Below are 25,631 nucleotides of genomic sequence, written 5' to 3'. Positions count from 1 at the left end.
TACTTTTTTGGGTGAAACATCTGAGGAAATAAAAACTATTTCTTCTTAAAACGACTCTGTTGGAACAAAGCAGAATAGTTTTTCCTATCTTTCTAATGTTTCATCCCTTTAAGGGGAGATTGGTTATGGCTGTGATAAGTTTTGATGTAGGTGGAACATTTGTGAAATATGGACTAATTGAACGCTCTAACATTGTCCAAAAGGGCAAATTCAAAACAGATAGACATGACAAAGAAAGTTTTCTATCTAGTTTGACTGCAAAAATAGTAGATTTGAGCCTATTAGCATCTATTAAAGGGATAGGTATAAGCTTTCCTGGATTTATAGATTCAGTCAATGGAGTTCCTCTTCTAGCAGGTGCAATTACTTCTATTAATGGAGTAGATATAGTAAACGAATTAAAGAAAAGATTAACAATAGATTGTCCAATCTATATAGAAAATGATGCGAATTGCGCCGCGCTAGCAGAAAAGTATAACGGTGCAGCAATCGATAATAATGACTTTATTCTCTTAACACTGGGGACTGGAGTTGGTGGCGCGATTTACTATCAGAACCAAACAATAAAGGGCCACTCTTATCGAGCTGGTGAATTAGGCATGATGCTTACAGATTATGGGAGATTCCCAAATAAAACACTTCATGAGTTAGCATCCACAAGCGCACTTATTAGCCTTTATAAGGAAAAATATGGACTCCCGCCTGAAGCGGAAATAGCTGGTGAAGAAATATTTTCTTTAGCAACAGATCATAAAGTAAAAGAGATAATTAGAGAGTGGTGCAAGTACGTTGCAGTAGCGATATTTAATTCTGTCGTTATTTTCAATCCCGAAAAGGTCCTAATTGGAGGCGGCGTAAGTCAAAATCCTGCACTATATCCTTATATAAACGAGGCATTAAACACAATACCATACTGGCAAGATTTCATGGTACCTGTACAAATATGTAAGCATTATAATGATTCGGGCTTATGGGGGGCATATATTTTAGTTGAAAACCATTTAAAGCAAGGGGAGTGTGAAAGGAATGAAATTTCTTAATGGCGGATGGTTAGTTAAAGACGGTTTTGAAGTGAACTATGCTACACATGTGTATTCAACAAGACAATCAAAAAATATCTTAACTTTATATGCTCCTTTTTCCTATATAAATCATAAAGGGGCAACATTAGATGGAGGGATGATGACTGTTGAACTATTCACTCCACATCCAGATATAATTGGTGTCAGAATGTACCATTATAAAGGAACAAAAAAGCTTGAGCCGCATTTTGTTATCAATAAAAAAGAAATTGTTCCAGATATTTCAGAATCGGAATCTACCTATTCTTTTGTTGCCGGGGATTTAAGTGCCATTGTGACAAAGGGAGAAACCTTTACGATTACTTTTAAATATAAGGGACGAATTCTTACAGAAAGCAATCCGAGAAGTAAAGGATATATTAAAGATCCACAGGGAGATTACCATATCAGCGAACAATTGTCTATTGGTGTAGGAGAGAACATTTATGGTTTAGGGGAACGGTTTACCCATTTTGTGAAAAACGGGCAAACAGTCGATATTTGGAATGCGGATGGTGGGACTGGTACGGAACAGGCATATAAAAATATTCCATTCTACGTAAGCAACAATCGGTATGGTGTATTTGTGAATACTCCAGGCAAAGCTAGTTTTGAAATTGGAAGTGAAAAGGTTTCGAAGGTGCAATTTAGCGTACCTGGTGAAATGATGGAATATTATGTTATTGGTGGCGGAGATCTAAAGCAAGTGTTAGAAAATTATACTGACTTGACAGGGAAACCATCAATGCCACCCGCATGGTCCTTTGGTCTTTGGTTAAGCACTTCCTTTTTAACTGATTATGATGAGAAAACAGTTACTTCTTTTGTTGATGGAATGGCAGAGCATGATATTCCTTTAGAAGTTTTTCATTTTGATTGTTTATGGATGAAAGAATATGAATGGTGTAATTTTACTTGGGATCAAGATATCTTTCCAGAACCTGAAAAGATGTTAGCGAGGTTAAAAGCGAAAGGATTAAAAATCTGTGTGTGGATTAATCCGTATATTGGCCAAAAGTCACCTTTATTTGATGAAGGGATGGCAAAAGGCTACTTCTTAACAAAAGCTAATGGTGATATTTGGCAATGGGATAAGTGGCAAGCAGGAATGGCAATTGTGGATTTTACCAATCCTGCGGCTGTGAAGTGGTATCAGTCCCAGTTAACCTCTTTGCTTGATATGGGAGTCGACTCTTTTAAGACAGACTTTGGCGAACGAATACCAATAGATTGCGTTTATTATGACGGGTCTGATCCGGAAAGAATGCATAATTACTATGCCTATTTGTATAACGAAGTAGTTTATAACCTTTTAGTAGAGGTGCGCGGAAAAGAAGAAGCAGTAGTATTTGCCAGGTCTGCATCCGTTGGTTCGCAAAAGTTTCCGGTACATTGGGGTGGGGATAATACTTCTGATTATCCATCAATGGCTGAGACGCTTCGGGCAGGGTTATCTTTTGGTCTTGGCGGTTTTGGTTATTGGAGTCATGATATCTCAGGATTTGAGGCAGGAGCAACGCCAGATATTTATAAAAGATGGACGCAGTTTGGTTTATTATCTTCCCACAGCCGCTATCACGGAAGCTGGGAGTATAAAGTGCCTTGGATGTATGGAGAAGAGGCAGTGGAGGTTACACGCACCTTTACAAAATTGAAACTGAGTTTAATGCCATATTTAATTGCTCAATCTATATATACTGCAGAAAAAGGGATACCTATGATGAGACCAATGGTTTTAGAGTTCCCAGATGATATATCCACTCATACTTTAGATCGTCAATACATGCTCGGAGATAATCTATTAGTAGCACCAATTTTTAGAGAAGACGGCAAAGTTAATTTTTATGTCCCAGAGATAAAAGGTGTTTGGACCAATTATTTAACAGGAGAATTATATGAAGGTGGTCATTGGTATGAGCAATCGTATGATTATTTTACACTGCCGTTATTGGTCCGCCCAAATAGCATTATTATCGAAGGAAGCTGCAAGGAACAAGCAGTATATGATTATACGGAAAAGCCGAAGATTCACGTATTTGATTTACATGAAAACCAACTCCTTTCAGCTGCAATATATAGCAAAGATGGGGAAAAACAAGCGAATGTCATGGTATCGAAAAAGCACGGGCGGTATGAAATAGAGGTTACTGGCATAAATAAATATGAAATTATTTTACATGGAGTAACGGATATTCCTCCAGCCCCAGAAGTGAAGGTAGAAAATAATTCCACCCGGATTATTTCATCAAAACAAAAATGGACACTTGGCTAAACGAGTAGAAGGGTTAAGGAAAAGGAAGGGACAGAAGTTATGTACCATAAACAATTGGATGACTTTCCAGCCGATTTTCTATGGGGAGCTGCATCTGCTGCGTACCAAATTGAAGGAGCTTGGAATGTTGATGGAAAAGGACCGTCTATTTGGGATACTTTCTCTAAAATAAAAGGAAAAACATATGAAGGAACAACTGGAGATGTAGCCGTCGATCATTATCATCTATACAAGGATGATGTGAGATTGATGGTAGAAATGGGTTTAAAGGCATATCGCTTTAGCATTTCTTGGAGCAGAGTAATCCCAGATGGAGACGGTCAGGTGAATGAAGCAGGTTTATTATTTTATGAAAGATTAGTAGATGAGTTATTGGTTAATAAGATTGAACCGGTTATCACTCTTTATCACTGGGATTTACCACTATCATTACAGGAGCGCTTTAATGGCTGGGAGTCTCGAGAAACAATTAAAGCCTTTAAAAAATATTGTGAAGTGTTATATCGTAGATTGGGAAAAAAGGTTACTTACTGGGTATCCATGAATGAACAAAATGTTTTCACCACACTTGGTTACCGATGGGCCATACATCCACCTGCGGTTACCGATTTAAAAAGAATGTATGAAGCCAATCATATTATTAATCTTGCAAATGCGGAAGCAATTAAGTTATTTCATGAAATAGTACCGAATGGAAAGATCGGACCAAGTTTTGGGTATGGACCGATGTACCCTTTAAATGCAGATCCAGCTAATGTATTAGCTGCAGAAAATGGCGAGGCATTTAACAATGATTGGTGGCTAGATGTATATTGTAAAGGAACTTATCCAAAGTTTGTCAAGAAACAACTAGAGAGACTTGGAATTGCTCCCACCGTTTTGAAAGAAGATGAAATTTTATTAAAATCCGCTAAACCAGACTTTTTAGGTATTAATTATTACCATGGTGGTACAGCACAGCAAAATCGACTGGAGCTTGCTGACAAGAATGGCGAAAAAGAATTTTCAGGAACTGATCCATATTTAATGCAGCCTAAAAGCGGCCAAGCAGTATCTCCAGAGATTCCGATGTTTAATGCAGTCGACAATCCATATTTGCAAAAGACAGATTGGGGATGGGAAATAGATCCAATTGGTTTTCGAATCGCATTAAGAAGAGTACAGGCAAGATATGATTTACCAATTTTTATTACTGAAAATGGCTTAGGTGCTATTGACACAATCGCTGAGGATGGCCGCATAAAGGATCATTACCGTATTGATTATTTAAAAAAGCATATAATAGAAATGAAAAAAGCAATAACAGATGGAGTGGACATTATCGGGTATTGCGCATGGTCCTTTACTGATTTATTAAGTTGGTTGAATGGATATAAAAAACGTTACGGTTTTGTTTTTGTAAATAGAACGGAGCATGAAGAAAAGGATTTAAGAAGGATACCGAAAGAAAGCTATTATTGGTATAAGCAGCTTATTTTAGAAAATGGTATGTCGATTAAATAGCGGAAAACAACCCCCTGTTTTAAAGAAATTAATAAATATACTTAACTCAAACTTCTATTTCCAAAAAATAAGAGTTTGTCTACAGTCTAAGAGTAGGATAAATATAAATTATCCTACTCTTAGTTTTTGGCCAGGGTAAATTTTGTCTACATTTTTCAATTGATTCCATTCCTTTATTTTTCCCGCACTTGTATGAAAATTTTTTGCTATTCGGCTGACTGTATCTCCTTTTTTCACCACATAATAGACAGCCTTTTGGGATGGTATTTTAATTTTTTGTCCGACATTGATGATATCTTGGTTTTCTATCTGGTTAAAAGCACGTAGAACTTTAATTGTTGTCTCATATTTTCTGCTAATTTGATACAGGGTATCTCCTTTTTTTACAATATATTCTGTATTACGTGAGGGGGTTGTATTAGAATCTGATTCGAAATATGGTAATGGATTGACTGCGTTAGATTTATTGATATTCCAACGACCAATGTGTAATTCAAAGTGCAAATGCTGACCTGTTGATTCTCCTGTACTCCCCATAATGCCAATAACTTGTCCTTTTTTTACATAATCGCCAACCTTCACTTTTCGAGATCCTCTTTTCAAATGCGCATACACTGTTTCATATTCTTGTCCAGATATTTTATGAAGAATCATAATGCATTCTCCGTAACTCGCCGAGTAATAGGATCTGCTGACAATCCCGTCAGCACAAGCTTTAATTGCATTGACGCCATTGTGGGCAAAATCTATCCCAAAATGCATGTTTTTACCAGTTACACGAAATTCGTTTGATATATATGTCACGGAAGTTGGTTTAGAAAACATATCATATCACCTCATGATAGCATATGATGAAGTGCTTATAATTGGTTGGACTTTCCCTTTTTATTTCTTAGAAGGCATATCCCATAATCGCAGCAATTTTTCTAGGGATATCGGTGTTATCTAAAACACCATGAAATTCTTCTGCTCCTGTCCCAACTGCAAATACAACAATCATATTGCTTGTATGGCCGCCTGTTGAACTAAGCTGCTGGGTGAGTGAATCTACAATTCCTGCATGATAATGGTTCGCGATAATAGTGCCAATTTTCCAGTCCATTTGTTGTTCTCGATATACTTGTCCGTTATTTACTTTCGGATTTATTTGCAGCTGAAGCAGCTCATCTTTCCTGAGGTCTATTCCAGCATAGTCTTTAAAAACTTTCTTTATGCTTTTTGCCGTATAGCCATTATTTGTTTTTTTCTTTATTAATTGCTGAGCCATATAATGAGGGGACGCTGAAACCTTTTTTAAACCACTAATATCTAACGCTTCTGTAGCAGATATGCCCATTGTTTCGTGATCTGCTGCAACAACAACCAATGTATCGTTTCTTTTCTTCGCCCATTCCACACAGTACTTAACCACTTCATCAAATGCAACTGTTTCTTTCCATATACCAGTTATATCAGAAGCATGTGAGGCGTGATCTATTCGACCTCCTTCAATCATTGCAAAAAATCCTTTTTGTTCACTTGATAGCACGTCTAATCCCTTTTTCGTCATTTCCTCTAATGTTGGTTCGGTTGTTTTGATATGACTTCTATCAAGTTGAAAATTCAAATGAGCATCACCGAATAATCCAAGCCATTTTTGGGACTTCGTTTTTTCTAATTCCTCAGCAGTTGTTAGAAAATCATATCCAGCTTTTTTATAAGCATCTATAAGATCTGTTCCCCGTTTATCCTTATGAGTAAAATATTTTTTGCCTCCTCCCATGATAATATCCACCTTATTACTCAATTGTTGTTTAGCAATTTCCTCCTGATCAGCCCATCTATTATTGACGCTTGCGGTAAAGCTGGCAGGTGTGGCATCTGTAACAGAATTTGTTGTGATGATGGCCGTTTTTTTTCCATCTCTTTTAAATTTGTCTAAAATACTATCTACATTTTTTCCTTCTGCTGTAATACCAATCATTCCATTATTTGTTTTCCTTCCAATGGCAAGAGCTGTCCCTCCGGCAGCAGAGTCTGTTACCCGATTATTGCTAGATGAAGTATGAACAATGGCGGTATGGGGAAGCGTTTCTATAAAAAGTCTCCCATTTGCTCCATGTTCAAATAATCGAGCAATCTCCATTTGTCCAACTCCCATACCATCGCCGATGAGCAAGATAACATTCTTTGGTTTCCTCTTTTGTTCCTTACTGAAAGCAGGCTTTTCTGTTCTTGGTTGCATGGAAAGAACAAGAACAAAACTTAGACTTATGGAAATAAAGACGAGAAGCAGCTTTTTCATGTTTTTTTCCCTCCCTACTTTTGGTTTTTAATTAGGTATAGCATTTGAAAAAAAGTGGTTTTTTAACCATGTATAACTCAATTGTCTGAAGTCAGCAGATTTTTGTATGTAGTGGAGGTTAGGATAGACGTTCTTTCCCAAAGAATGCATAAATGGCAGAATGTATGATAAAGAGAGTCTACTCTTGGGAAATCAGCTGAAATTCCTTGCAAGGTAGGGATAAACTGCAATAATCAGAAGGAGAAACGTAGGTAGAAAGGGAATTATTTAGTTTATCGGAGTAAAAAAAGGGAGAGAAGATTATGAGTAAATCATTTATTGAACAAGTACATTATATTAGAATTCCTGTAAAAGATTTAGAACTGTCTGCAAGATGGTATAGAGATGTATTAGGGCTCCAGTTACTAAACAATACGGGGGAACTTGCTATTTTAAAAGTAAATGAAGGACCTTTCTTACTTATCTTAGTTCCTACCAACGATGAAACATTTGCACATTTTACAATTGATAATGAAGAAGAATTTAGCATTGGCTTTACAAGTCCACAGTTATCTGAGTTTCATCAACACTTAATGGACAATCAAGTTAAGGTAGAGGATATAAAGGAAGACAATGGTCACTTCTTTTTCCATTTTTATGACCCAAATGGTAATAAGCTTCAAGTCCACTGGTAAGATGAACATAAATTAAATTATCTTTTCCTTAATGAAATAAGATGAGGGTGGGACAAAGCAAAATAAATAATAGATAAAGACGAACAATCTAATTTAGTGGTGAATCCAATTCGTTCCATTGCGTTACAGACACTCCCTTTCCGCGGGGAGCAACCTAAGCCTCCTCGGCAAGCCTGTGGGGTCTTAGGCTTTGCTCTATTTCCCGCAGGAGTTGAGTGTCTTCCACTCCATTTCACTCCGTTTTTAAAGAGTATTTCGTTCCAACATTTTTTTCAAAAGAAACTAAATGGAGCAGCCTGAATACACGGAGACTCCTATGGGAGCTGCGAGAAAGTCCAAGACCCCGCAGGAACGCTCGCCCCATGGAAAGCGAAGTGTATTCAGGCTGCGGGTGATTACCACATACCTTCTTTCTTAAAATAATAAAAAAACACAAACAATTATACGAATTTTTTTTAGTGTGTACGTATAATTGTTCGGGGTTAGATTTGGTTGAAATACTTATGTCCCACTCCCATATTTTTTGCCTGAAAAAACAACCTTCGAATACTTGTACCTCAACCATTCTCCTAAAAACAATCAGAAAAAATAGCTGAATTAATGGGGAGATGACATAAAAAATGAAGACAAGCATACATTTTAATAAGTCATCCTATATATGTCATTACAAAGCAGCCAATCTAAACTAGGAAATTTCATTAAGGAGGAACTATTGTGAATACTATCTATTCTTTTTTGCCTAAAGCAATCGAAAATCTTATTCTCACAATCCCTCCATCAGAAAGATTAGGGATGGAAGAGATTCGAGTACGCATAGGTAGACCTTTAGAAGTATTTATAAATGGACGGTCTATCTTTTTTCCGTTTATTGTTTCGAAAGAGGATGGAAACCAATTATTGAATAAAATCAGTCAGTATTCCGTTTATACAATGGAAGAAGAATTGAAAAGAGGATATATCACGGTTCAAGGTGGACATCGGATTGGCCTAGCAGGCAAGGTCATTTTACAAGATAGCAAAGTTAAGGCAATAAGGGACGTAGCATCTTTTAATATTCGAATTGCAAAGGAGCAAATTGGCATAGCAAATCCATTTATTCCTTATTTATATGATAAAGGGAAATGGCGTCATACGATGATTATTGGTCCTCCGCAGACCGGGAAAACGACTTTATTGAGAGATATTGCTAGATTGATTTCTTCGGATGCGGATAATTCTTTAATAAAACCAGCAAAAGTAGGAATTGTGGATGAGCGGTCTGAAATTGCCGGATGCTTGGATGGTATTCCACAAATGACATTTGGTCCTCGTGTAGATGTACTGGATGCTTGTCCAAAAGCAGAAGGAATGATGATGATGATTCGCTCCATGAGTCCAGACGTCCTCATAGTGGATGAGGTTGGTCGGAAAGAGGATGAAGAAGCAATACTAGAAGCAGTGAATGCAGGTATTCAATTAATAATGACTACACATGGTTCAAGCTTGGAAGAAGTAAAAAAACGACCAATGCTTTCTAGCATGATAAAAATGGGCATATTCGAACGATATATTGAATTAAATAGAAGGAAAGGTCCTGGGACTGTAACAGCGATAAAAAATGGACAAGGCCAGTTATTGATGGATGAAATGAAGGTGAAATAAATGATTAAAATAATTGGTGCAATCTTGATCCTTGCTTCTACAAGCTGGGGTGGAATGGAATTTTCCAAGCTATTAAGTCAAAGACCGAAGCAAATACGCGCATTAAAATCTGCCCTGCAATCTTTGGAAGCGGAGATTATGTATGGACATACCCCCTTGCATGAAGCAAGCAGACGCTTAGCTGAACAATTAAATGAACCATTACATTCCTTTTTTGCCGGTTTTGCAGAACGCTTGCTTAAAGAGGATACAACGGTGAAAGAGGCATGGACAGCCTCTTTGCATGAGATTTGGAAAAAAACAGCGATGAAGGATTCAGAATTAGAAATTATGAAACAATTTGGAGAAACATTAGGAAGGCATGATCGTTTTTCTCAGCAGAAGCAGATCATGTTAACACTTACCCATCTGGAAAGAGAAGAAGAGGAAGCAAGGGAAATACAAGGGAAATATGAAAAAATGATAAGGAGCTTAGGATTTCTTTCGGGTCTGCTGATTGTCATTTTATTGATGTAGTTTAGGAGGAGACTTTTATGGGTTTAGAGGTCGATATTATATTCAAAATCGCTGGTGTTGGAATCGTTGTTGCTTTTTTACACACAATCCTCGACCAAGTCGGCAAAAAAGAATATGCACAGTGGGTCACATTATTTGGATTTATTTACATTCTATTTATGGTAGCGAATATTGTAAATGACTTATTCCAGAAAATTAAAGCAGTATTTTTATTCCAAGGGTAAGGGAGGATATCATCATTGAAATTCTTCAAATAGTTGGAATTGCACTTGTTTCCACATTTTTAGCACTTGTTGTAAAAGAACAAAAGCCAAATATCGCCTTTTTATTAGTTGTTTTTGTCGGGTGTGCCATCTTTCTTTTTCTTGTAGACCAAATAGCTGCAATCATTCAAATGGTGGAAAGGATAGCATTGAATGCAAAAGTAAATACCGTTTATGTCGAAACGATTCTAAAAATAATTGGTATTGCCTATATTGCAGAATTTGCTGTGCAAATTACAAAAGATGCTGGACAAGGATCGATAGCATCTAAGATTGAACTAGCAGGGAAGATATTGATATTGGCAATGGCTGTTCCGATTTTAACCGTCTTAGTAGAAACTATTTTAAATATGATTCCCAATTAACTTAGGAAACCGCTTATTTCGAGGTGAAAAAATTGAAAACAAAGTTGAAAGTCGTCCTACTCGTTATGGCAGCTCTCTTTTTTCTATATCAACCGATTGTACAAGCCTCACCTCATGAATCACAAGACTCACAAGAAGCAGAAGCAGCAGAAGAAATAAAGGAAGAAGGAATGGACCCCACAAAAATAGTTGAATCTCAACTAGAATCTCTGGATCTTAATGAATTAACAACTTTTTGGGATTCCATCAAAACAGAGTATGGTGGATTTCTGCCAGAAAGTCAAAAAGGCAGTCTATATGATTTTATGACAGGGGATAAAAGCTTTGATTTACAAGGCTTCTTCCATGGGATACTTCAATTTGCTTTCCACGAGATTATTGTAAATGGCAAATTATTAGGTTCGTTAATTCTACTGACTATTTTTAGTGTCATGCTTCAAATGCTTCAGAATTCATTTGAGAAAAGCTCCATCAGTAAGGTAGCATACGCGATTGTCTTTATGGTTTTAATAATTCTTGCATTAAATAGCTTCCATGTTGCTATCACTTATGCAAGTGATGCTATTTCGAAAATGACCCATTTTATATTAGCCTTTGTCCCGTTATTGCTTGCCCTTATGGCAGCCTCTGGCGGCGCCATATCTGCTGCCTTCTTTCATCCAGTTATCTTATTTTTGATGAATACAAGCGGTATGTTAATTGAATATATTGTGCTGCCCCTATTATTCTTATCAACCCTGCTTCATGTTGTGAGCAGTTTGTCCGAGCAATATAAAGTTACTCAGCTCGCCAATTTGCTGCGTAATATTAGCATTGGGATTTTGGGTATTTTCTTAACAATCTTCTTAGGAGTAATTTCTGTGCAAGGAGCATCATCTGCAATCACAGATGGAATTACAATTAAAACAGCTAAGTTTGTAACTGGTAATTTCATCCCGGTGATTGGACGGATGTTTACCGATGCAACAGATACGGTCATTAATGCTTCATTATTATTAAAAAACACGGTTGGAATCGCAGGAGTTGTTATTCTCCTTCTTCTCGTAGTATTTCCTGCCATAAAAATTTTAATGATTTCCTTTATCTATAAATTTGCAGCAGCCATTCTCCAGCCAATTGGCGGCGGGCCAGTTATTAAATGTTTAGATGTTATTAGTAAAAGTGTCATTTATGTCTTTGCGGCACTTGCAATTGTATCCCTAATGTTTTTTCTAAGCATTACAGTGATCATTGTTGCCAGTAATCTGACGATGATGGTTAGGTAAAAAGGGGGCGAAAGAATGAATTTTATTACAGAATGGGTAACAAATATTATTCTCTTTATACTGTTAGCAACGGTTGTGGATATGCTATTGCCTAACTCTACTTTTCAGAAATATGCAAAGATGGTCGCAGGCCTGCTCCTAATAACCGTCATTTTAACACCTGTATTTAAGCTGATATCCAGTGACTTTGAAGCCGTGTTTTCAGCTAGTGCAATGGGTGAACCTGAACAAAAAAATATGAATAATTCCATTGAATTAAAAAAAAGAGAAATACAAGCCTCACTTGATGAATATACATTAAATAAAATGGCTGTCCAATTAAAAGAGGATGCAAATGAGGAGTTGATAGCAAATTACGGAATGGAGATTAATTCAATTCAATTATCAATTGACAAAGAAAAGGAGGGTGGCTTTCCTGCAAATCTAACTGAAATGGTTATTCATATGAAGGAAAGCCAGGATCCCAATAATGTTGTGGAAGCTGTAAGCCCTGTTCGAATTGATACACAGCAACCTCTTCTTGATAAAAAGGAAACAAAACAAATGGACACAGAAAGTATTATTTCCTTTCTTTCTGAAAAGTGGGAAGTGCGAAATGATGCAATTGTAATTATGTACGAAGGAGGGGAGGAGGGGAAAAATGGATAAAAAGGACAAAGGGCCATTAAGCTGGTTGAAAAATATTCTGTCAAATGACGGAAACGAAAAAAAACAGGGGAAAACCACTTATATTGTCATCGTTGTATTATTTGGAGTCGCCATTATGCTGTTAAGCAATATGTTCTTTAAAGACAATAATAAAGCTCAAGAAGTCGCTGCTTATAATAATGAAGCTTCTTCTGAAGAGGCGGAAGAGACATTTGGGCAAAAAGCCAATAGTAGTAATTTAACTATTGCTGATTATGAAGAACAATATAAAAAAGAAATTAAAGAAGCAATATCAGCGATAGCAGGGGTTAAGGATGCAATTGTCTATGTAAATATAGAGGGATCAGAAAAGAAAGTATATGAAAAAAACCAATCCCAAACGATCCAGAAAACAGAAGAAAAGGATACACAGGGAGGTAATCGAAATGTGGAAGAAACATCGAATGAAGAAACAGTTGTATTAGTACCAAATGGAGATAAACAAGTTCCGATTGTAGTGGAGACGATGAAACCTAAAATAGCCGGAGTTCTCGTTGTTGCAAAAGGAGCTGGAGATATAAAAGTAAAAACAATGATTGTTGAAGCAGTTACTCGGGCGCTGGATGTTCCTAGTCATAGAGTTTCTGTACAACCTAAACAAAACTAAGGGGGAAGAATAGATGTTATTAAAAAAGCAAACGGTATGGTTGTTAACAATGTTAAGCTTGGTAGTTGTGTTGTCGGTATACTATATTACTTCACCGGAATCCCGATTAAATGAATTTGCAGCAACAGAGGAAGATAATAATAAAGCAAAGAGCAATGATGCAGAAGAAGCAGCCAAAGATAGCAAAGGAGAAAGCACAGTTACTACTACAGATTCTGAAGCAGTATTTGAACAAATGCGCCTAGATTTAATGGAACAACGTGACAAAATGAAAGAAGAGTTAGTAAGCATTCAAGGATCTAAAGATAAAACAGCAGAAGAAAAAAATGAAGCTACTGAAAAAATCAATGAACTTCAAGAAATGACAGATAATGAAAAGATAATGGAAAGCCTTATTAAAGCAGAAAACTATGATGATGTACTTGTTCAGACTGCTGATGATGGCACAGTAAAAGTAACAGTGAAAGCAGAAGAACTTTCCGCAGATGCTGCCAATGAAATTGTTCAGCTTGTCCGCAAAAATATGGATGCACCAAATGCAAATGTTGCGGTAAAAATTGATCCGAAATAAATAGAGATATGAAGCAGCAAGGACAAGAAGAGGGGAAAAGCGAATAGTACGTTTAAAACTGTAGATCACTGCTAGTAAGTGACTACAGTTTTTTAAATAGATCAGCACGAGTAGCAGGAAGATAATGAAGCTTTCTCCTCAACATATCTTATCTCTTTGGAGAAATTCAGTTAAGCGTATTTGAAAGTGAGATTAGATAATTCGAAGAGCAGCAGTCTCATTTAAGAAAATAGTATGGAATTTTAAAACGACGGTTATGAGGGGAAAACTTCCGATATTCTTTCAGAAGCTTTCCTCCTCACGATAATTAATTTTTGCTCTTTTTTTAAAGTAAATATAATAGTAAGCGATTTCGGATAATTGGTCAGCTTTAATTAGTTATTTTAAAAAGATAGTGGTATGATAAGTAGGTAGAAAGAGAGATGATTTCCTACAGATTTAGCTTTCTGAGAAAAATTTGAAAAAAGATTTAGTAGCAAAAAAGTCATGTTTTAAAGATGCATATTGAATTATCATAAGGTCTTATCGTATGATATTAGTATCTAGTCCTAATAGAATGATTTAAGGGGTGCAATTATATGTTAAAGATTTCAGAAATAAAAGAACTAATAAAATTAATAGATGAATCGACTATTAGCAATTTTTTATATGAACAAGATGGTGTGAAAGTTGAAATTCAAAAGAACGTTGGGGAAATAGTAGCACAAGCTCCAGTTGTGACAAAAACCATTCAACAACAAGAAGCCAAAGCAACAAAAGAGGTAGCAGTAGAAAGTGTAGTTGCAGACACACCTGTTAAATCAAGTGATGATAACTTACATAAAATTACTTCTCCAATGGTAGGAACTTTTTATCAATCAGCCTCTCCAGACTCTCCTTCATTTGTAAAAGTGGGGGATAAGGTTACAAAGGATTCTGTTGTTTGTATCGTAGAAGCGATGAAGCTATTTAACGAAATTACAGCAGAAGTAGATGGCGAAATTGTAGAAATCCTTGTAAAAGATGGAGAACTTGTTGAGTACGGGGAACCATTATTCCTAGTAAAGGCGTAACAAAGAGGGGTTAATCCATGATAAAAAAACTATTAATCGCAAATAGAGGAGAAATAGCTGTTCGTATTATCAGAGCTTGTCGGGAGCTGGATATTCAAACGGTAGCTATATACTCAGAAGCAGATCGTGAGGCTTTACATGTCCAAATCGCAGATGAAGCATATTGTGTTGGACCAAAAGCTTCAAAAGACAGTTATTTAAACTTTACAAACATAATTAGTGTAGCAACTTTAACAGGATGTGATGCTATCCATCCTGGATATGGTTTTTAGCAGAGAACGCTGACTTTGCAGAACTTTGCAGAGATTGCAAAATCACGTTTGTAGGACCTAGTCCAGAGGCTATTAATAAAATGGGGACAAAAGATGTTGCAAGAGAAACAATGCGTCAGGCAGGTGTGCCAATTGTACCTGGTTCCCAAGGCATTATTAAAGATGTAGAAGAGGGAATGGAATTAGCAAAAGAAATAGGATATCCAGTAATTATTAAAGCTACAGCAGGTGGCGGTGGTAAAGGTATCCGTGTAGCCAAAACAGAAGAAGAGTTGATTAAGGGGATTAACATTACCCAGCAAGAAGCATTAACGGCGTTTGGAAATGCAGGTGTATATTTAGAAAAATATATCGAGGACTTCCGCCATGTTGAGGTACAAGTGCTTGCTGATAATTATGGGAATGTCATTCACTTGGGCGAAAGAGATTGCTCGATTCAGCGAAGATTACAGAAGCTGTTGGAAGAAACACCATCTCCAGTATTAACTGAAGAAATGCGGGCGAAAATGGGAGATGCTGCTGTAAAAGCTGCAGCTGCAGTAAATTATACAGGTGCAGGAACTGTTGAATTTATCTTTGATTATCAGAATCAAGCATTTTACTTCATGGAAATGAATACTCGTATTCAAGTAGAACACCCAGTAACAGAAATGGTAACAGGTATTGATTTAATTAAAGAACAAATACTAGTTGCATCAGGTAAACCTCTTGAACATAATCAAAAGGATGTTACATTTACTGGCTGGGCAATTGAATGCCGTATCAATGCAGAAAATCCTGCGAAAAATTTCATGCCTTCACCAGGGAAAATTAAGATGTATTTACCGCCAGGTGGTTTAGGAGTACGTATTGATTCAGCTGCTTATCCTGGTTACACGATCCCTCCGTACTATGATAGTATGATTGCGAAAGTGATTGCCTATGGATCTACTAGACAAGAAGCTATTTCCCGCATGAAACGAGCACTGAGTGAATTTGTAATCGAAGGTGTCGATACGACGATTCCGTTTCACTTAAATCTCCTTAATCATGAAAAGTTTGTGGCAGGCAACTTCAACACAAAGTTTTTAGAAATGTATGATTTAATGAAATCAGAAGATTAAAAGGAGGAATAGGTAATGAGCGAAACAACAAGTTTAGAAATGAACCAAGAGTATACTGGTCTAGGAAAAGTAGAAATTGCTCCTGAAGTAATTGAGGTTATCGCAAGTATTGCTGCTTCTGAAGTAGAAGGTGTTGCACAAATGAGAAGCAATTTTGCATCTGGTGTTGTGGAAAAGTTCGGGAAAAAGCTCCATAACAAAGGTATAAAAGTCGACCTCAGTGAAGAAGGAATAAAAGTGGAAGTATTTTGTGTAATGAATTTTGGTGTATCTATTCCGCATGTTGCTCAGCAAATTCAAGATAACATTCGTCAAACGTTAATCAATATGACTGGCTTGGAAACAGAGGAAGTAAATATTCATATTGTTGGTGTTCAGTTCGAAACAGCAAAACAAGAACCTGAATTACAGCAAGAAATGTAAGGAATAATACGCCCTAAAATTAGCATAGAGTGACTTTAAATAACAAAGGCTGAACTGGAAAGAACAAAATAGCAACTAATAGGTCTTCCTCTTAGTTGCTATAAGTTTTTTCTATGGACAGTCTTTGTTTTTGTGAGAATGACCAGAATAGTAAACTAATTATAGGTTTTTTTCTTGTAAGATAGAGTTTTGTTTTTATTTATGCTATTATTCATGTAGCATAGATAAATAGGTTGTCTTAAACCTATGGAAGGATTTTAAAGGAGCTTAAATAATGAAGAGAAGAACTGCCAGAGAAAAGGCCTTACAGGCACTATTTCAAATTGATATTAGTGATATAGACAAAGAAACAGCAATAGAGCATGTATTAGAAGGAGAAAAATCTGATCCCTACCTTACAAAATTAGTGGATGGGGTATTAAATAATCAAGTTTCTATTGATGAAACCATAAAGCAATATTTAGAAAATTGGACGTTAGAAAGAATTGCAAATGTAGACCGAAACATTCTACGTCTTGCCACATATGAAATGATTTATGGACAAGCAGATGATGTACCTGTAAATGTTGCGATTGATGAAGCTGTTGAGATTGCCAAACTTTATGGTGATGATCAATCTGGTAGATTTGTTAATGGATTATTATCAAAGATAAAAGAAAATCAGTAATATTAAGAGAAACGTTGGTTTGATGAAAAAGACTGATTAGTGGACAATGTAAATCTATTTTGGAATATCAGCAAATATGATTTGTTATCATCCTAAATTGTTTCCTTCTATAACCTATAAACATGAATGATTAAGGGATGTGGTGTACGATACTACACCCCTTTTTCCATCCTGTATAAGGAGTTTTTATAAATGGAATCACGGTATTTAACGGTACATGCTTTGACGAAATACATAAAAAGAAAATTTGATGCAGATCCTCATTTACAGCAAGTCATGGTAAAAGGCGAAATATCCAATTTTAAGCAACATTCAAGTGGGCATATGTATTTCACCTTAAAAGACGAGAAAGCCAGAATTTTAGCAGTTATGTTTGCCCGGAATAATCAGCAAATGAAGTTTACGCCTGAAAATGGGATGAAAGTGCTGATTAAAGCAAGTGTTACCGTTTATGAATCAAGCGGGCAATATCAAATGTATGTGGTGGATATGCAGCCAGATGGCATTGGTCAGCTCTATCTTGCTTATGAACAGTTGAAAGCTAAATTGGAACAAGAAGGATTGTTTCTTGCAGACCATAAACAGGCAATCCCTAAATATCCGAAAACCATTGGTGTTATTACCTCACCGACCGGAGCTGCGATTAGAGACATTATTACAACCATTAAAAGACGCTACCCTATTGCAAACATCCAAATCTATCCTGCGTTAGTACAAGGTGAAGCAGCGGCTCCTTCTATTGTAAAGGCAATTCAACGGGCGAATGAACAGGAGTCTCCTGCAATTGATGTCCTCATAGTAGGCAGGGGCGGCGGTTCCATTGAAGAATTATGGGCTTTTAATGAAGAAATCGTTGCCAGAGCCATTTTTACTTCCAGAATTCCCATTATTTCTGCTGTCGGTCACGAAACAGACTTTACCATTGCAGATTTCGTTGCAGATATGCGTGCACCGACACCAACTGGTGCAGCAGAGCTCGCTGTTCCTCATATCGATGAGCTGGTGGAAAGGATTTTGTCTAGACAAAGCCGTTTAATAAGAGGGATAAAAGAAAAAGTAGAATTGCAAAAGTTACGTTTAAATAGAATTCAACGTTCCTATGCTTTTCGTTATCCTAAGGTTTTATACGATCAAAAAATGGAGCAATTAGACAAACAGACAGAATTATTAATACGAAATGTACAAAGAGTTTTTGAGCAAAAGAATAATCAGCATCAATTAATACAAAAGCAGCTAGTAAGAAATCACCCACATCATTATGTGATGAAGGCACAACAAGATTTGGCTAATTTACAAAAAAATATGATTCGTAATACGGAGCTAATTCTTCAAACTAAAAAGCAGTCTTTTCTTTCGACAATAGGAAAGATGGATGCATTAAGTCCGTTGAAGATAATGGAAAGAGGCTACAATGTAGCATATGATCAAAATGGGAAATTAATAGCCAGTATAAAGCAAGTTAAGCCTAAGGAGCATATTGAATTAAACTTGGCCGATGGTACGGTACAGGCAGAAATTATGGAGATAAAGGAGAGATAAACATGGCAACTAATCGAGAAAATAAGCCAACCTTTGAAGAAGCGATGGAAGAATTAGAACGAATCGTTGAAAAACTAGAAGAAGGAGACGTTCCTTTAGAAGAGGCTATCAACACGTATAAAAAAGGAATGGAGCTTTCTAAATACTGTCATGAAAAATTAAAAAATGTCGAAGAACAATTAGCGGAAGTAGTGCTAGAAAACGGTAAAAAACAACCTTTTTCTATCGCTGAGGAGGAATAACACTTGAATAAAATTTCTTTGTCAGCATTTACAAAAGACTATAAAGAAGTACTAGAAAAAGAATTAAAGAAAAATGTCGAGAAGCTTAATGCTCCTTCCAGTTTAAAAGATTCCATGCTCTATTCCTTAAATGCAGGGGGGAAGAGAATCCGACCACTGCTTTTATTTGCTACCCTCAAAGCATTTGGAAGAGATCCACTTGAAGGTTTGCTGCCAGCGACTGCCATTGAAATGATTCATACTTATTCTTTGATTCATGATGATTTACCAAGTATGGATGATGATGACTTGCGGAGAGGCTTACCGACGAATCATAAAGTTTACGGAGAAGCGACTGCTATTTTAGCAGGTGATGCACTTCTTACATATAGTTTTCAAATCATGACATATATGACAAACCAGAATATCCCATCCGATAAGATTCTTGCTAGTATTGGCTTTTTAGCAAAAGCAGCTGGAGCAGAAGGGATGGTAGGTGGACAAGTTGCTGATATTGAAGGGGAAAGCAAGACGTTAAATCAAAGTGATCTTGAACATATACATCTACATAAAACAGGAAAGCTGTTAGAAGTAAGTATCATAATTGGCGCGTTATTAGCAGATGCTACTAGCACGGAATTGGAAACATTAAAACGTTTTGCTTATCATCTAGGCTTAGCCTTCCAAATTAGAGACGATATTCTCGATTTAGAAGGGGATGAAGAAGTGATTGGAAAGCCAATTGGCAGCGATACGGATAACCATAAAAGCACCTATCCGAAAATATTAACAATGGATGGAGCAAAAAAAGAATTAGAGCTGCATATTAAACAGGCTAAAGACCTTCTTTCCGGTTTAAATTTTGATCGTTTCCTATTAGAAGAAATTACAGATTTAATTGGCTATAGAAATAATTAAAATATCTTTACTAAACGGTTTAAAAGCTTTTTATAGATGGTATATAATAAAACTAAGCGAAATATATATTAGGAAATATTATTTAGAATAACGAATAACACATATTAGGGTGTCTCAATATTTGACATTGCTAATGCTTTTTCAAAAGATAATTTGTAAAAAGCACTAGTGATGTTCCGCTTTGAGGCATCCTTCTTTTAAGCGCGAAAGTACTCTGTTTGCTAACTATGTAGAATTACTACTATTATCAGTGAAGAAATGGTATAATACATATTTAATAATACGAATAAATTAGGTTTTTTGATAAAAATAAGGTATTCTAATATATAATACGATCTTGATAAATGAAATGGTTAAACGGAAGGAAGATATACCAATTAGTCAGTATTTTTCATCGCTTTATTGGTTATATACTGAATGAAAGTGAGTTGTTACAAATGGATTTAATGTCTATAGAAAATCCAGCTTTTTTAAAAGGATTATCGAACGAGGAACTGAATAGCCTTAGTGAAGATATCCGTCACTTTTTAATTAATAGACTTTCTCAAACTGGTGGCCATATTGGTCCGAACTTAGGAGTGGTGGAATTAACCATTGCTCTTCATAAATGTTTTGATAGTCCAAAAGATAAATTTCTTTGGGATGTAGGTCATCAATCTTATGTTCACAAAATATTAACTGGCCGCGCAAAGGATTTTGATACGCTTAGACAATATAAAGGCTTAAGTGGTTTTCCAAAAATGAATGAAAGTGAGCATGACGTATGGGAAACAGGTCATAGCTCTACTTCCTTATCTGCTGCAATGGGAATGGCTGTTGCAAGAGATTTAAAAAAGGAAGATTCCTATATCATTCCTATTATTGGGGATGGAGCTTTAACAGGCGGGATGGCTCTTGAAGCACTAAATCATATTGGCGACGAAAAGAAAAACATTATTGTTATCTTAAATGATAATGAAATGTCGATTGCTCCAAATGTTGGCGCTCTTCACCAAGTATTAGGAAGATTAAGAACTGCTGGGAAGTATCAATGGGTAAAAGATGAACTAGAAATGCTCTTAAAGAAAATTCCTGCCGTAGGTGGCAAGATGGCCGCAACTGCTGAAAGAATTAAAGATAGTCTTAAATATTTGTTAGTTTCTGGTGTGTTTTTTGAAGAGTTAGGTTTTACGTATTTAGGCCCAGTTGATGGTCATGATTATGACGACTTATTTGAACAGCTAAACTATGCAAAGAAAACATCTGGTCCTGTTTTACTGCATGTCATTACGAAAAAAGGTAAAGGGTTTTCTCCGGCCGAAAAAGATAAAATCGGTACATGGCATGGAACAGGTCCTTATAAGATAGAAACAGGAGATTTTGTAAAACCTGCTATCACTGCACCGGCATGGAGTAAACTAGTGAGTGATACGGTGTTAAAATTGGCAAGACAAGACGATCGAATCGTTGCTGTTACTCCTGCCATGCCCGTTGGCTCAAAATTGGAATCATTTGCAAAAGAATTTCCTAGTCGAATGCTTGATGTTGGGATAGCGGAACAGCATGCTGTAACATTAGCAGCCGGACTTGCCACACAAAAAATGAAGCCGTTTTTAGCTATTTATTCGACGTTTTTACAAAGAGCTTATGATCAGATGCTTCATGATGTTTGCCGTCAGAAATTAAATGTCTTTATTGGCATCGATCGTGCTGGCTTAGTAGGAGCAGATGGGGAAACCCATCAAGGTATTTATGATATTGCGTTTTTACGTCATATGCCAAACTTAGTTTTAATGATGCCTAAAGATGAAAATGAAGGGCAGCACATGGTAAATACGGCAATACAGTACAATGATGGCCCAATTGCAATGAGATTTCCAAGGGGAAATGGCATAGGTGTGGAGCTCGATTCTACATTAAAGACGATTCCAATTGGTACATGGGAAGTATTAAGAGAAGGATCTGATGCAGCAATTCTTACATTTGGCACAACGATTGAAATGGCAATGGAAGCAGCCAACCAGCTTGAATTACAAGGGATTCATGTTAAAGTGGTAAATGCGAGATTCATTAAGCCTTTAGACGAAAAAATGCTTTCTGACTTATTGAAAAAGCAAATACCAATTTTAACGATTGAAGAAGCTATACTGCAAGGCGGATTTGGAAGTTATTGTATCGAATATGCCCATGACCATGGTTTTGGAGCAAATGTAATAGATCGCATGGGAATTCCAGATGAATTTATTGAGCATGGAGACGTAAATTCATTATTAGAAGAAATAAATTTAACAAAAGAGGAAGTTGTAAAAAGAATTTCAGCCATTGCTAGAAAAAAACAAAAGAGGGCTTAGAGCATTCATGAAGAAAGAAAGAATTGATGTATTATTAGTTGAGCAAGGTTTATTCGAAACAAGGGAAAAGGCAAAAAGAGCTGTAATGGCTGGAATAGTCTACTGTGAAGAGAATAGACTAGATAAACCCGGTGAAAAAATAAATGCAGATTCTAAGTTATCTGTTAAAGGAAAGACGCTTCAATATGTGTCAAGAGGTGGCTTAAAGCTTGAAAAGGCACTTAAAATATTTGATGTTGATATGAAAGATAAAGTCTTACTTGATATTGGCTCCTCGACTGGAGGATTTACGGATTGTGCCCTGCAAAATGGTGCGAAACAATCTTATGCATTGGATGTAGGCTATAATCAATTAGCATGGAAGCTTAGACAAGATGAACGTGTGATTGTCATGGAAAGAACCAACTTTCGTTATGTAACTCCTGTCGATTTAAAAGGCGAGATGCCGAATATTGCTTCGATTGATGTTTCTTTTATTTCTCTGAAGCTAATTTTACCAGTCCTAAAGACATTATTAGTTTCCGGCAGTGATGTTATTGCTTTAGTGAAGCCACAATTTGAAGCTGGAAGAGAACAAGTTGGGAAAAAAGGAATTGTCAGAGACCGTAAAGTTCATGAATCTGTTTTAGAAAAAATTATTGATTTCTCTATAAAAGAAGGATATATCGTTAAAAACCTCTCATTTTCACCAATTACCGGCGGAGATGGTAATATTGAATTTTTACTTCACCTCTATTGGGATGAATGTGCAGAGGAAAAAACGCATTATTATCAAATAAAAGAGACGGTAGAAGCGGCACATTCCGAATTGAAAGCAAAAAAAGAAACGGAAGAATAAGCTATGTAAAAGGGTTTGACTGCAGCAAGAGAACTATTAGTGCGTGGGATGCTAATAGAAAGGTTCTCCATGCAGGCTGACCCTTTTTTTGCTTGTCTAGCATGAATAAAGATAGAGCGGAAATGTATTTTGTTTTCTTTGTTCTTGTAAAAAGACGAACAAACACGGTAAAATAGATAAAAGGAAGCTTGTCTAAAAAAATCGAATGAACGTATGATAAGGAACAAATACTTTTAATAAAAAGTGATACATAAGGAAATAAAAATGATAACCAATGATAAAGGATGGAATATATGAATAAGGGCCAGAGGCATATAAAAATAAGAGAAATCATTACAAATAATGATATTGAAACACAAGATGAATTAGTAGATGAACTGAAAAGTGCTGGATATAATGTAACACAAGCTACTGTATCAAGAGATATTAAAGAGCTGCATTTAGTGAAAGTGCCACTTCAGGATGGCAGATATAAATATAGCTTACCAGCTGATCAGCGCTTTAATCCATTACAAAAATTAAAAAGAATGTTAATGGATTCCTTTGTGAAAATCGATTCAGCTGAAAATTTGCTTGTTCTAAAATCGTTGCCAGGTAATGCACAAGCGATTGGAGCATTAATTGATAATCTTGATTGGGATGAAATATTGGGGACGATTTGTGGAGATGATACCTGTCTAATTATTTGTCGCACTGCAGATGATGGCAAGAAAATTAGTGATCGTTTTCTTGATATGCTTTAATTTGGGGGGACATTAATTGCTAAGTGAATTATCGATTAAAAATTTTGCAATCATTGAAAGTCTATCCATATCCTTTAAAAAGGGGCTGACTGTATTAACTGGTGAAACGGGCGCAGGAAAGTCTATCATTATTGATGCAATCAATTTATTAGTTGGCGGCCGCGGTTCGGCGGAATTTGTTCGGCATGGAGAAGAAAAAGCAGAAATAGAAGGGCTATTTTATATAGAAGACGGTCATCCCTGTTTTCAAAAAATGAATGAGTTTGGTATCGATATAGATGAGGGTGCTATTGTATTAAGAAGAGATATTGCTTTATCTGGTAAGAGTGTCTGCCGGATAAATGGCAAGCTTATCACAATCGCCGTATTAAGAGAAATAGGTTCCACTTTAATTGATATTCACGGTCAGCATGAACATCAAGAATTAATGGATGAAACAAAGCATTTACAGTTGCTGGATACTTTTGCAATGGGAGAATTAGCTCCTGTTTTAGAAGAATATGAAGAAATTTATCGATCTTATACACAAACTCAAAAGAAACTTATGAATTTAACAGAAAATGAACAGCAAATGGCCCAACGACTTGATTTACTACAGTTTCAGTTCAATGAAATTGAAGGTGCTCATTTGAAAATCAACGAAGATGATGAACTGTTAGAAGAAAGAAAGAAATTAAGCAATTTCGAGAAAATTTATGATAGCATACAAACAGGTTATACTGCCCTAAGAGGAGAACAAAAGGGGCTGGACTGGCTTGGCGAGGTTATGGGAAATATGGAGGAAGCTGCAAGCTTAGACACCGAATATAAGGAAATGGCTGAATCTGTCTCCAATAGCTATTATATTTTAGAGGATATTGCAAGACAGATGAGAAGCGCTTTAGATTACCTGGAATATGATCCCGAAAGGCTTAATGAGATTGAAACAAGACTGAATGAAATCAATACCTTAAAACGTAAATATGGAAAAACAGTAGCAGAGATTTTAGAGTATGCTGCGAAAATCGAGGAAGAATTAGAAACATTACAAAACAAAGAAACGCATATCGATTTGTTGGAAAGGGAGTTAGCCTCTCTTAAGAAAGATCTTTTAGTGGAAGCAAAGGAATTGACTGCCTTAAGAAAGAGAGCGGCTCTTCGTCTCACAGATAGTATTCATCAAGAATTAAAAGAACTCTACATGGAAAAGACTGTTTTTGAAGTAAGAATTCATGCAGATGAGAATAATGTTACGAAAAAAGGGATAGACGAAGTGGAATTTTACATTTCTACAAATCCTGGAGAACCATTAAAACCACTATCCAAAATTGTTTCCGGTGGAGAGCTTTCCAGAATGATGCTAGCTTTAAAAAGCATTTTCTCTAAGCATCAAGGAGTGACATCCATCATATTTGATGAGGTTGATACCGGTGTGAGTGGAAGAGTAGCACAAGCAATCGCTGAGAAAATCCACCATGTGTCGGTTGATTCTCAAGTGCTCTGTATTTCCCATCTGCCGCAGGTGGCAGCAATGGCAGATACCCATCTATTTATCGCTAAAAAAATTGAAGATGGCCGCACATCTACGTCTGTAACACCATTAGTGCAGCAAGATAAGGTAAAAGAGATAGGACGAATGATTTCAGGAGCGGAAATTACGGAATTAACAAAAAAACATGCAAAAGAACTGTTAAAATTAGCGCAAAAAGCTAAGAATAAAATATAGACACGTAAAACCTCTGTATATGTGCAGAGGTTTATTTTATTCTTATGAAGAGTTGTCTATTTAATGGTGCATGGGAAACTAATTGCAAAGATTATCCATTATGGGTAGGTA

The 25,631-nt window shown here is 36.3% G+C and carries 24 protein-coding genes and 1 pseudogene; 23 read left to right on the top strand and 2 right to left on the bottom strand.

Annotated elements, in window-relative coordinates; all coding sequences use genetic code 11:
- Positions 1–125: 125 nt before the first annotated feature.
- Genes C2I06_RS09185 through C2I06_RS09175 form a run of 3 tightly spaced genes read left to right on the top strand, consistent with a single transcriptional unit; the run spans position 126 to position 4,836 of the window.
- Positions 126–1,040, top strand: coding sequence for an ROK family protein (locus C2I06_RS09185; protein ID WP_164463652.1), 915 nt, complete (start codon positions 126–128; stop codon positions 1,038–1,040).
- Positions 1,027–3,333 (top strand): alpha-xylosidase, encoded by a 2,307-nt coding sequence (yicI, locus tag C2I06_RS09180; RefSeq protein WP_123257915.1) that lies wholly within the window; start codon positions 1,027–1,029, stop codon positions 3,331–3,333. Before C2I06_RS09185 ends, yicI begins: the two co-directional genes overlap by 14 nt.
- Positions 3,334–3,372: 39 nt before the next feature.
- On the top strand, positions 3,373–4,836 hold the full coding sequence (locus tag C2I06_RS09175; protein ID WP_123257914.1) for a glycoside hydrolase family 1 protein: 1,464 nt from the start codon (positions 3,373–3,375) through the stop codon (positions 4,834–4,836).
- Positions 4,837–4,944: 108 nt separating this feature from the next.
- Here C2I06_RS09175 and C2I06_RS09170 read toward each other — a convergent pair whose 3' ends face one another.
- Positions 4,945–5,661: a M23 family metallopeptidase gene (locus C2I06_RS09170; protein WP_123257913.1), complete on the bottom strand. Its 717-nt coding sequence runs from the start codon at positions 5,659–5,661 to the stop codon at positions 4,945–4,947.
- 67 nt (positions 5,662–5,728) lie between these two features.
- Positions 5,729–7,120: an alkaline phosphatase gene (locus C2I06_RS09165; protein ID WP_123257912.1), complete on the bottom strand. Its 1,392-nt coding sequence runs from the start codon at positions 7,118–7,120 to the stop codon at positions 5,729–5,731.
- Positions 7,121–7,422: 302 nt separating this feature from the next.
- On the opposite strand from C2I06_RS09165, the gene C2I06_RS09160 reads away from it, so the two are divergent.
- The 20 genes and pseudogenes from C2I06_RS09160 (at position 7,423) to recN (ending at position 25,520) form a co-directional block, all read left to right on the top strand.
- A complete protein-coding gene (locus C2I06_RS09160) occupies positions 7,423–7,794 on the top strand; it encodes a VOC family protein (RefSeq protein WP_123257911.1) in 372 nt (123 codons plus the stop codon).
- Positions 7,795–8,508: 714 nt separating this feature from the next.
- Complete coding sequence (gene spoIIIAA / locus C2I06_RS09155; protein WP_095332841.1) at positions 8,509–9,435, top strand: stage III sporulation protein AA; 927 nt, start codon at positions 8,509–8,511, stop codon at positions 9,433–9,435.
- Positions 9,436–9,951: a stage III sporulation protein SpoIIIAB gene (gene spoIIIAB, locus C2I06_RS09150; RefSeq protein ID WP_095332843.1), complete on the top strand. Its 516-nt coding sequence runs from the start codon at positions 9,436–9,438 to the stop codon at positions 9,949–9,951.
- A gap of 17 nt (positions 9,952–9,968) precedes the next feature.
- Positions 9,969–10,175 (top strand): stage III sporulation protein AC, encoded by a 207-nt coding sequence (spoIIIAC, locus tag C2I06_RS09145; RefSeq protein WP_016204918.1) that lies wholly within the window; start codon positions 9,969–9,971, stop codon positions 10,173–10,175.
- 8 nt (positions 10,176–10,183) lie between these two features.
- Positions 10,184–10,579 (top strand): stage III sporulation protein AD, encoded by a 396-nt coding sequence (spoIIIAD, locus tag C2I06_RS09140; RefSeq protein ID WP_047941134.1) that lies wholly within the window; start codon positions 10,184–10,186, stop codon positions 10,577–10,579.
- Positions 10,580–10,611: 32 nt separating this feature from the next.
- Complete coding sequence (spoIIIAE, locus tag C2I06_RS09135) at positions 10,612–11,844, top strand: stage III sporulation protein AE (RefSeq protein ID WP_123257910.1); 1,233 nt, start codon at positions 10,612–10,614, stop codon at positions 11,842–11,844.
- Positions 11,845–11,859: 15 nt separating this feature from the next.
- Positions 11,860–12,492: a stage III sporulation protein AF gene (gene spoIIIAF / locus C2I06_RS09130; RefSeq protein WP_123257909.1), complete on the top strand. Its 633-nt coding sequence runs from the start codon at positions 11,860–11,862 to the stop codon at positions 12,490–12,492.
- A complete protein-coding gene (gene spoIIIAG / locus C2I06_RS09125) occupies positions 12,485–13,138 on the top strand; it encodes a stage III sporulation protein AG (RefSeq protein ID WP_123257908.1) in 654 nt (217 codons plus the stop codon). The genes spoIIIAF and spoIIIAG overlap by 8 nt, the downstream gene beginning before the upstream one ends.
- A 13-nt stretch (positions 13,139–13,151) precedes the next feature.
- Positions 13,152–13,709: a SpoIIIAH-like family protein gene (locus tag C2I06_RS09120; RefSeq protein WP_123257907.1), complete on the top strand. Its 558-nt coding sequence runs from the start codon at positions 13,152–13,154 to the stop codon at positions 13,707–13,709.
- A 578-nt stretch (positions 13,710–14,287) separates the two neighbouring features.
- Complete coding sequence (gene accB / locus C2I06_RS09115) at positions 14,288–14,761, top strand: acetyl-CoA carboxylase biotin carboxyl carrier protein (RefSeq protein ID WP_095332853.1); 474 nt, start codon at positions 14,288–14,290, stop codon at positions 14,759–14,761.
- A 17-nt stretch (positions 14,762–14,778) separates the two neighbouring features.
- Positions 14,779–16,136: pseudogene (gene accC / locus C2I06_RS09110) on the top strand (acetyl-CoA carboxylase biotin carboxylase subunit).
- Between the two features lie 15 nt (positions 16,137–16,151).
- A complete protein-coding gene (locus tag C2I06_RS09105; protein ID WP_095332855.1) occupies positions 16,152–16,559 on the top strand; it encodes an Asp23/Gls24 family envelope stress response protein in 408 nt (135 codons plus the stop codon).
- 274 nt (positions 16,560–16,833) lie between these two features.
- Positions 16,834–17,226, top strand: a complete 393-nt coding sequence (gene nusB / locus C2I06_RS09100; protein ID WP_047941126.1) for a transcription antitermination factor NusB — start codon at positions 16,834–16,836, stop codon at positions 17,224–17,226.
- A 192-nt stretch (positions 17,227–17,418) separates the two neighbouring features.
- Positions 17,419–18,765: an exodeoxyribonuclease VII large subunit gene (gene xseA, locus C2I06_RS09095; RefSeq protein ID WP_123257906.1), complete on the top strand. Its 1,347-nt coding sequence runs from the start codon at positions 17,419–17,421 to the stop codon at positions 18,763–18,765.
- 2 nt (positions 18,766–18,767) lie between these two features.
- Positions 18,768–19,007: an exodeoxyribonuclease VII small subunit gene (gene xseB, locus C2I06_RS09090; protein ID WP_047941124.1), complete on the top strand. Its 240-nt coding sequence runs from the start codon at positions 18,768–18,770 to the stop codon at positions 19,005–19,007.
- 3 nt (positions 19,008–19,010) lie between these two features.
- A complete protein-coding gene (locus C2I06_RS09085; RefSeq protein ID WP_095332859.1) occupies positions 19,011–19,904 on the top strand; it encodes a polyprenyl synthetase family protein in 894 nt (297 codons plus the stop codon).
- Positions 19,905–20,341: 437 nt separating this feature from the next.
- The gene (gene dxs / locus C2I06_RS09080) at positions 20,342–22,234 is read left to right on the top strand and encodes a 1-deoxy-D-xylulose-5-phosphate synthase (protein ID WP_095332861.1); all 1,893 of its coding nucleotides are present in this window, start codon (positions 20,342–20,344) and stop codon (positions 22,232–22,234) included.
- Between the two features lie 7 nt (positions 22,235–22,241).
- The gene (locus C2I06_RS09075) at positions 22,242–23,072 is read left to right on the top strand and encodes a TlyA family RNA methyltransferase (RefSeq protein WP_095332863.1); all 831 of its coding nucleotides are present in this window, start codon (positions 22,242–22,244) and stop codon (positions 23,070–23,072) included.
- Between the two features lie 293 nt (positions 23,073–23,365).
- A complete protein-coding gene (ahrC, locus tag C2I06_RS09070; protein WP_047941121.1) occupies positions 23,366–23,815 on the top strand; it encodes a transcriptional regulator AhrC/ArgR in 450 nt (149 codons plus the stop codon).
- Positions 23,816–23,831: 16 nt separating this feature from the next.
- Entirely contained in the window at positions 23,832–25,520 is a 1,689-nt protein-coding gene (recN, locus tag C2I06_RS09065; RefSeq protein ID WP_123257905.1) for a DNA repair protein RecN, read from the top strand.
- Positions 25,521–25,631 lie beyond the last annotated feature (111 nt).

The organism is Niallia circulans, assembly GCF_003726095.1.
Classification (GTDB): Bacteria; Bacillota; Bacilli; order Bacillales; family Cytobacillaceae; genus Niallia; species Niallia circulans_A.
The sequence above is the reverse complement of the archived record's forward strand: the minus strand, read 5'-3'. Positions and strand labels throughout refer to the sequence as shown.